Origin of the sequence: Mesorhizobium qingshengii (genome assembly GCF_900103325.1) — a bacterium.
Lineage (GTDB): Bacteria > Pseudomonadota > Alphaproteobacteria > Rhizobiales > Rhizobiaceae > Mesorhizobium > Mesorhizobium qingshengii.
In genome coordinates, this window is record NZ_FMXM01000057.1 from 1 (window position 1) to 7,611 (window position 7,611).

Here is a 7,611-nt window from a genome sequence, read left to right on the forward strand (position 1 = left end):
CGTCTGGATGCTCCGCTCCGGGCCGCGACCGTGCCGGACCAGCCGCTCACGTCCGTCCGGCAGCTTCAGATCCCGCATCTCGGCAAGAAACGCTTCGGCCTCCATCTCGATCGCCTGCGCCAGCAATTTGCGCGCGCCGGTGCGGAGCACATCCGTCAGGGGATCATCGATCTCGTCGGGCTGACGAAGGCGAACAATGTTGATAGTCTCGTTCATGGCGTATCGCTCTCCTTGAGAGGTTCTGGCAGGCTTCAATCACCCGCCTCGATACGCCGCCCTTCTCAAACCGTCATCACCCATTTTCCGCCATAGCTCGAAGTACTGCTCGCCAACCCTGAGATGCTTGCGGCTCGCGATTTTAAAGGCTTAAAGCAGCATTGCAGCGTCGATGAAGACGAGGTTCGCGAGATGTGGCAAGAAATCCGGGCGCTAGATTCCAAGCCTGGAAATCGATTCCACGCAGGGCCTGATCCTCTCCAACCGACGTCCGAGTCATCCGCAAGCCCGGGGTGGGTGGGAGATCGAACTTAGTCCAGAGTCACTCCCCAAGGTGCTGATCAACCGAACCTATTGTGCCGAAATCTCACGCTTTTTCCTCCCCGACGTTGCAAGCTGAGGCATTTATAAATGAAAGCCTTTCCAAAGCGAGCTGGCTCATCCGCAATCTCGATCGTCGAGCCGATTCGATCCTTAAGGTTGCAACTGAAATCGTCCGCCATCAGGAGGCCTTTTTCGAACACGGCGTCTTCCACCTGCGGCCTCTCGATCTCAAGACTATCGCTAACGCCATCGGCATGCACGAGTCGACTGTAAGCCGGGTGACCTCGAACAAGTACATGCAAAGCCCGCATGGCGCGTTCGAGCTGAAGTATTTTTTCACCACCGCGATCGCCTTTTGCTACGGCGGCAACGCGCACTCCGCGGAAGCTGTCCGCCAACGGATCCTGCCGATAGTCCGTGCGGAATCGCCCGACGCCGTGCTGTCCGACGAAGACATTGTCGTGGAGTTCAAGAAGATCGGCATCTATATTGCGCGCCGCACCGTTGCAAAATATCGAGAAGTGCCTTCCTTGACGCAAATAACTTCGCAAGCCGCCTCAAGACGCTTCCCGGCCTAACGAAGCCATCTGTACGGCATGGACAAACAGCCAGATCGCTTCAGGCTCGATCCGGTCCACCTGAGATCGGGACTGAACACCTTAGTCCGAGTCCCGGACGTCAAAGAATCGCGCGAAAGGTCCTTCTGCGAAGTGGAGTCGCAACTCACTGAAATTCTGCACCGTTTGATCCAGCGTTCGGGTTTCTTGGCGCTGGAGGACGGCCCGGTCAAATCTCTCAAGCGGCGGAACGCCCAGGAAATCCCAAACCTTTTCCAAGCATGCTGTGGGTTGGTTAAGAAGATGCTCATATTCGACTACGAGCAGATCGGTCGACGCGAATGAGTGCTCGACGAGAGTGTGAAAATCGTCCGCCGCTTTGAAGTAAGCCTCGCAGTCAGAGATCGACAATCTGACGAGCGGTGGCCAAGCGGGTTCCTTGTCTGAACCGTATTTCAGCCACTGGCCGCTTTGCCTTGCCTGTGAAAAAGATCGTAGCGATTCCAATACGTTTCGAGTTACGAGGATGGCCTTGAGTGCCGGCCACCGGATCATTTCCGCAAAAAAAGCCGGACGATCGCGAAACTGCGGTTCGTTGATCTTGCATCCAATATGCGTCACGTTCTTGTGGTCTCGCGTAGGGTAGCGCACATAGGCATGTTCGAGGAGCTCGCGATCAGGGCGTAGCAGGCGATCCTTCCCAGGCCAATTCGTATCGTATTCATTGAGTAACTCACCGTTACTCAAGACGGTCGGATGCTCGTTCAGCAATTCCTCCAGATAATGTGTGCCAGTCCTTGGCATGGCAAGGATAACAAAAGGGCGAGGCGTCGGCGTGTCGTGAGTCATTGCGCGTGTTTCCTGCTTGTCGTGCTCGCGATGGTCAAAGGAGCCTCAGGCACAAGGGCTGAGCTGCCATGTCCTGGACGCGGCTAGATCCGCGCTCATGGCGATCGGGCCGGTCCTTGGGCTCTTGGTCTCGACGATCGGAACGTGGCTGCATCAATGTATTGGGTCACTTCTCTGCTCTAATATTGCTTTGCCGTGCACAATCCCCAGGCCAATCATGGTTGGTTCCACGTCCAACGTGGCCGATTCGCGATGCGGCATTAGGGCCCCCTCGCGTCGATCAAATTGGGTCAACGCATCAGGCGTCGACGAAACAGCGCTGCCGAGAAGAAAAACGGCAATACTGCGTACACACAGAGTGCGCCGATATGAAGCCCTACATTGTTTGCCAGGTGGCCAAGCATCACAGGACGAATTAGGTCTATAGAGTTCGCCAGTGGCGATAAGGCCGCTAAGTGCTGAAAGGTGCCTGGCAACTGGTTGACTGGAAAGACCGCGCCAGACAAGAACAGCATAGGTGTGATGACAAGCGTCTGATAGAATATAAAATAGTGATAGCTAGGCGCGAGCGCGATGACAACCATCGCCAGGCTCGCAAAGGCGAACCCGGTGAGCGCGACGACCGGAAGCACATAAGGGACGGACGCCCATCCGGCATAGCCGAGCGTCGCAGCAACGACGGTAATTGCCGTACCGGCGAGAAAGGCCTTGGTGGCTGCCCATGCCAATTCACCGAGAACGATGTCGCCTATGGTAAGTTGTGAATGCAGCATTGCTTCCCAAGTGCCATGATCCCGCATGCGACCGAAAACCGCGTATATTGTTTCGAAGGTCGATGCGGTCATCGCACCTGTCGCGACCATGCCGGCTGCCAAAAAAGCAATGTATGAGGCACCTTCAACGCGGCCTACTAGTAGTCCAAGACCAGTGCCTAGCCCGAAAAGGTAAATCATAGGATCGGCAAGCATGCCGAGAAGCGACGCAAGTGCGACCTTCGTCCACGCCAGATAGTTCCGGCGCCACACCGCGATCCAATTCCACGCGTTGGCGGGTAGAGCAGCCGCAAAACCTTCACCCATTATTCATTTCTCCATCTCGCGTCCCGTTAGCCGCAAGAAAACGTCCTCAAGACTAGGCGGACGCTCCAGAAAACGCAGACCTGCGCGCCCGCGAAGCTGGACACGCACCTGCTCCGGAGCGGGTGTATAGCAAAACAGTGTCTCTCCGCTCACCTCAACGCGCTGAACGCACGGCTTGATCAGTGAAATGAGCTCATGTGGATTTCCGCCGAAGATCTCGATCACGTTACAACCAATATATTCCTCAATCAGAGCAGGAGGACTGCCCTCGGCGATTTTGGATCCATGCTCGAGCAGACATATCCGATCGCATAGTCGCTCAGCCTCTTCCATAAAATGGGTAGTCAAAATGATAGTCTTTCCGCTCGCCAACAGAAAACGGAGCCGCTCCCAGATTTGATGGCGGGCGTGCGGGTCGAGGCCGGTGGTCGGCTCGTCCATTATAAGGAGCTGGGGGTCATTAATCAGCGCACGTGCCAGCGTTAGTCGCCGCTTCATGCCGCCGGATAGTTGGCCGACACGTGCATCCGACTTGCTCTCCAGGCGCGCAAACTCAAGAAGAGATGGGATCACACCTTGGATCTCCCGAGTGCTCATGCCGAAATAACGTCCGAACACCAACAAGTTCTCGCGCACCGTGAATTCAAGGTCAAGATTGTCAGACTGCGGAACAACGCCGATGCTCTTGCGGGCCAATCGACTTCGTTCGGGCACGGACACTCCGAGCACTGTAATGTTGCCTGAGTCAGGCCGTGTCATACCAAGGAGCATGCGCGCAATCGTGCTCTTGCCTGCACCGTTGGGACCCAGCAGACCAAAGCATTCTCCCGACGCGACCGCGAATGACATGTCGTTAACAACGAGCTTATCTCCAAATGACTTGGTAACGCCTTTAAGACCGATGGCTACATTTGACATTTGTCTATCTCAAGCTAGAGAAGAAACGGCTAACCGGTAGCTTACTTTCGATTCTGGATCAGACTGGCCGGCTTTGAGCTGGTCCGTGTACAAAAAGGACAGCCCTGAAGCCTCCCGCCCAAATGCCAACCATACTCGATTAGTCGGCGCTGTGAACGCTGTCAGACCTAGCCAGTCGGGAAGGGGCGCGCGAACGACCGGTCGTATGATGTGACTCCCCACTCACCGAACTGACTGTTGGCCTCCCGATCGGATTCGCAATGATGATCGGCTTTTTGCCTTCGGGGGGCACGCTAACACTTTTACGCGACAACCAATCACTATTGCTCAATGTGCACAAAGCATACCCTTTGAGGGGAAGTAGAAGGAATATGTTGATGAACGTGTGCACAGCAAAGCCCAAAAACCGAAGTTGGTGCGCACGAAAGGCAATCACCGCGCATCGAATTACGGTCATACCGGCAATAATAGTCGCTGTTGGCCAAGGCGCGTTATTTGTCAGCACGAGTTCCGCAAGCCCGGCTAGTACAGCGATGGCGAGCAACAATGGACCGAGGTTCTGTCCAATCACATCTAGCGTGAGATAGCGATCCAGGCTTGGCAGCAGGCGCAGCGCAAGCAGGGTGTCGCGGAATGTGCTCCGTGCCCAGCGCAGCTGTTGGCGCAGATAGGCCTGCAGCGAATCTGGAACGACTGTTGCTGCGACCGCCTCTGGAACGTACTCGGTTCGGAAACCTGCTTTCAACATCAGGATCGTGAGATGGCGATCCTCGCCGAAGTCGCTTGGCTTGCCCCGAAACAGCTGTGTCTCGTATTGATCTAGCAGCGAAAGAAGAGAAGACCGACGGTACATTGCACAAGGGCCGCAACAGCACATGACCGCACCAAAACGAGCCTGCGCCGCGCGCTCCTCATTGCAGGCAAGCCAGTACTCCATGTCGATCAATCGGGTCAACCAAGAGTCGGTCCGGTTGGATGCCACCAACTGGCCCATAGCCGCGCCGATCGCTGGATCGCGCATCCTTTCCGTAAGCTTGGTCACGACCTCGGGCTCAAGTGTCGTGTCGGAGTCGACGCTGAGTACGAAATCTCCGGACGAGATGCGGATCGCGGCGATCTGTGCCTTGCGTTTGCCAACATTCTTGCCGAGCTGAATGAACGTGAACCTCGGGTCGTCGACGTAGGCATGATGAACTGGTACGAGGGTATCGCGATTTCCGGAACCGTCATCAACCACGTAGACATGCAGGTCCCCAGCATATTCCTGAGTCGCAACGGAAGCTAGACACGCCGCGAGCGTCCGCGGATTCTCGTTGTAGCAGGGGATAATTACATCCACACTCGGCCAAAGGTCTGATCCAAGTAAGTCGTCTGACATCGACGTAATTGTAGACGGCTGCGCGTATACGGCTTGCGTGCCTTTATAAACAGCAGAGAGCAGCGCATAACACGAAATGGCGACAGTACTGACTGTGGCGAGCAGGTCCATAAGATCTCTTTGTTCAATGATGTTGAGGAAGGGATCGGACTACGAATCCGCGGTCATGCAACGATGGAATCAGGTGGGACAGCGCCGTAATTGTCTGGTCGCGTGGCTCGGTGTGGTTGCGCTCGCACCCATCGTGCAAGAGCACAATTGCACCCGGTCGGAGGCCGGCGAGTACCGCATCGACAATCGAATCGGCGCCGGGTCGAGACCAGTCTCGTGGATCAACTGACCAATGCAGGGCGGCCAATCCAGCACTCGCCGACGTAGCGAGAACTTCTTCGGTCCAGCTCCCATACGGGGCTCGAAAGTGCCGTACCGTGGCCTCTGGACACGCCAACCGGATGGCTCTGCTCGCCCCAGCTATTTCACATTCGACTTCGCCCAGTTCGCATTCGAAGAGATCCGGATGAGTCATCGTGTGATTGGCTACTTCGTGCCCATCTGCAATCATTCGCCGGATAAGTTCCGGTTGGTCTACAGCCTCGGCACCGATCACGAAGAATGTCGCCGGTACCCGATGTTGCGCCAGCAAATCGAGGACCTCCGGTGTCCAAATCGGGTTCGGACCGTCGTCAAATGTCAGATAAACACTGCGCTCTTCGGTGACGACCCGTGTACAGATGTCCTGTTTAAAGCCCGAGAGTTCTACATGCTGAGCATGTTGCGACTCATTGCCCCTGCACAACGTCCACCGCACATCAGAACGCATGGAAAGACCTCGTATTTGTTCGTGTTTTCTTGAGGTAAGCGCCTAATGATAGGGAGCTTGTCGCGTCGAGCCGACGCGTTGTGGTTGACGTAGATTACCGGAGAAGCTTAACCGCTATAAACATCCGGATGACGCCGTAAGGCGTCACCGGCAATGCTGCTCGTCACCAACGTAAACACCAAGTTTCATTTCAGGCCTACATCCTTGCAAGGTCCCTATGCGACGTTCAGCAAAGCTGGTAAAATTCTTTGTTTCGATGAGAGGTATCCACTCGATGGATGGCCGCTCGGTGGATGGCGGACATGCGTTTCAAGGGGCTTGATTTAAACCTCCTCGTCGTGCTCGACGCGCTGCTGGCGGAGCGCAACCTGTCAGCGGCGGCACGCCGCATCAACCTCAGTCAGCCGGCCATGAGTGCGGCTGTTGCCCGGCTGCGCGAGTTTTTCGGCGATGAACTATTCAGCATGAGTGGTCGCGAACGTATTCTTACATCACGCGCGATAGCACTTGGCCCTGCAGTTCGCGATGCCCTCCTGTACATTCAGTCCTCGATTATTTCATCAGATCCATTTAACCCAGCTCGATCTGATCGCCGCTTTAGGATCATTATTTCCGATTTCGCTACGCTCGTGTTTTTTGAAAAAGTGGTGGAGCGTGTTGCCCGGGAAGCCCCCGCCGTTACCTTCGAATTGCTGCCTCACGACGACATCCCCGATGAGCTCCTCCGGCGCGGTGACGTCGACTTTTTGGTTATTCCGGATGTGTTCATGTCAAACACGCATCCGCGAGTGTCGCTTTTCTACGAGAGGCTCGTATGCGTAGGCTGTCCCACGAACAAGCAGCTGCCACGGCAGCTTACATTCGAGAGATATCTCTCGATGAGGCACGTGTGCGTAAGGTTCGGACGTTTGCAGAAGCCCTCAATCGAGGAACAGTTCTTGCTTGAGCATGGCCTTCAAAGACGTGTTGAAGTTGTTGTGCAGGGCTTCAGCATGATCCCGCCCATGGTGTCAGGCACACCTCGTATAGGGACGATGCCCTTGCGACTGGTCAGGCATTTTGAAAAAATGTTCCCCCTTCAGGTCGTCGAGCTTCCTCTGCCGCTTCCCGGTTTCACCGAAGCCGCCCAGTGGCCGGCACTCCACAATAGCGATCCGGGAAGCATCTGGATGCGGGAGATAATGGTGCAGGAGGCATCTCGGATGGCTAGCCCGCTGAAAGCACACGAGAGTCCAGGCGCTCCTGAATTTACTCTGACTGCCATCGACCCCTCTTATAGTCTGGATCAGGAATGAGGCCGACAGATCGAGGGGACCAGTTGTTTGGCACGAGTTGCGCGTTGAGCTCCGAGGAGTGGAGTTCAGAACCATGGCCTGCTGCCGGTTTCGTGGACACCGAGATAAGGTGTTTAACGGAACTGGAGAGTTGGAATGCAGAGAAGGAAATTCAGCCGCGAGTTCAAGCTTGAGG

General features: G+C 55.7%; 8 protein-coding genes and 1 pseudogene. 3 read left to right on the plus strand and 6 right to left on the minus strand.

Annotated features, from left to right (window positions below):
* Window positions 1-216 (minus strand): annotated as a pseudogene (locus tag BLS48_RS33725) (IS256 family transposase); the annotation flags it as partial.
* A gap of 123 nt (window positions 217-339) precedes the next feature.
* On the opposite strand from BLS48_RS33725, the gene BLS48_RS36465 reads away from it, so the two are divergent.
* Together BLS48_RS36465 and BLS48_RS33730 are read left to right on the plus strand one after the other, a co-directional pair.
* Window positions 340-531, plus strand: a complete 192-nt coding sequence (locus BLS48_RS36465; RefSeq protein WP_084791863.1) for an RNA polymerase factor sigma-54 — start codon at window positions 340-342, stop codon at window positions 529-531.
* A 41-nt stretch (window positions 532-572) separates the two neighbouring features.
* Complete coding sequence (locus tag BLS48_RS33730; RefSeq protein WP_244530008.1) at window positions 573-1,118, plus strand: RNA polymerase factor sigma-54; 546 nt, start codon at window positions 573-575, stop codon at window positions 1,116-1,118.
* A gap of 81 nt (window positions 1,119-1,199) precedes the next feature.
* Here BLS48_RS33730 and BLS48_RS33735 read toward each other — a convergent pair whose 3' ends face one another.
* From BLS48_RS33735 to nodB, 5 genes are all read right to left on the minus strand, one after another.
* On the minus strand, window positions 1,200-1,946 hold the full coding sequence (locus BLS48_RS33735; RefSeq protein WP_038655122.1) for a sulfotransferase: 747 nt from the start codon (window positions 1,944-1,946) through the stop codon (window positions 1,200-1,202).
* 290 nt (window positions 1,947-2,236) lie between these two features.
* Entirely contained in the window at window positions 2,237-3,025 is a 789-nt protein-coding gene (locus tag BLS48_RS33740) for an ABC transporter permease (RefSeq protein ID WP_091586620.1), read from the minus strand.
* Between the two features lie 3 nt (window positions 3,026-3,028).
* Window positions 3,029-3,943 (minus strand): nodulation factor ABC transporter ATP-binding protein NodI, encoded by a 915-nt coding sequence (nodI, locus tag BLS48_RS33745; RefSeq protein ID WP_038655128.1) that lies wholly within the window; start codon window positions 3,941-3,943, stop codon window positions 3,029-3,031.
* Between the two features lie 139 nt (window positions 3,944-4,082).
* Window positions 4,083-5,432, minus strand: coding sequence for a chitooligosaccharide synthase NodC (gene nodC, locus BLS48_RS33750; protein ID WP_038655131.1), 1,350 nt, complete (start codon window positions 5,430-5,432; stop codon window positions 4,083-4,085).
* A 13-nt stretch (window positions 5,433-5,445) separates the two neighbouring features.
* The gene (nodB, locus tag BLS48_RS33755; protein WP_084791865.1) at window positions 5,446-6,141 is read right to left on the minus strand and encodes a chitooligosaccharide deacetylase NodB; all 696 of its coding nucleotides are present in this window, start codon (window positions 6,139-6,141) and stop codon (window positions 5,446-5,448) included.
* A gap of 302 nt (window positions 6,142-6,443) precedes the next feature.
* On the opposite strand from nodB, the gene BLS48_RS33760 reads away from it, so the two are divergent.
* Window positions 6,444-7,436, plus strand: a complete 993-nt coding sequence (locus BLS48_RS33760; protein WP_051727029.1) for a LysR family transcriptional regulator — start codon at window positions 6,444-6,446, stop codon at window positions 7,434-7,436.
* The last annotated feature ends 175 nt before the right edge of the window (window positions 7,437-7,611 follow it).

Excerpts from the sequence above, each read along its gene's own strand:
- nodI (WP_038655128.1), bottom strand. The coding sequence starts at position 3,943 with ATGTCAAATGTAGCCATCGGTCTTAAAGGCGTTACCAAGTCATTTGGA.
- nodB (WP_084791865.1), bottom strand. The coding sequence starts at position 6,141 with ATGCGTTCTGATGTGCGGTGGACGTTGTGCAGGGGCAATGAGTCGCAA.
- BLS48_RS36465 (WP_084791863.1), top strand. The coding sequence starts at position 340 with ATGCTTGCGGCTCGCGATTTTAAAGGCTTAAAGCAGCATTGCAGCGTC.
- BLS48_RS33740 (WP_091586620.1), bottom strand. The coding sequence starts at position 3,025 with ATGGGTGAAGGTTTTGCGGCTGCTCTACCCGCCAACGCGTGGAATTGG.
- BLS48_RS33760 (WP_051727029.1), top strand. The coding sequence starts at position 6,444 with ATGCGTTTCAAGGGGCTTGATTTAAACCTCCTCGTCGTGCTCGACGCG.
- nodC (WP_038655131.1), bottom strand. The coding sequence starts at position 5,432 with ATGGACCTGCTCGCCACAGTCAGTACTGTCGCCATTTCGTGTTATGCG.
- BLS48_RS33735 (WP_038655122.1), bottom strand. The coding sequence starts at position 1,946 with ATGACTCACGACACGCCGACGCCTCGCCCTTTTGTTATCCTTGCCATG.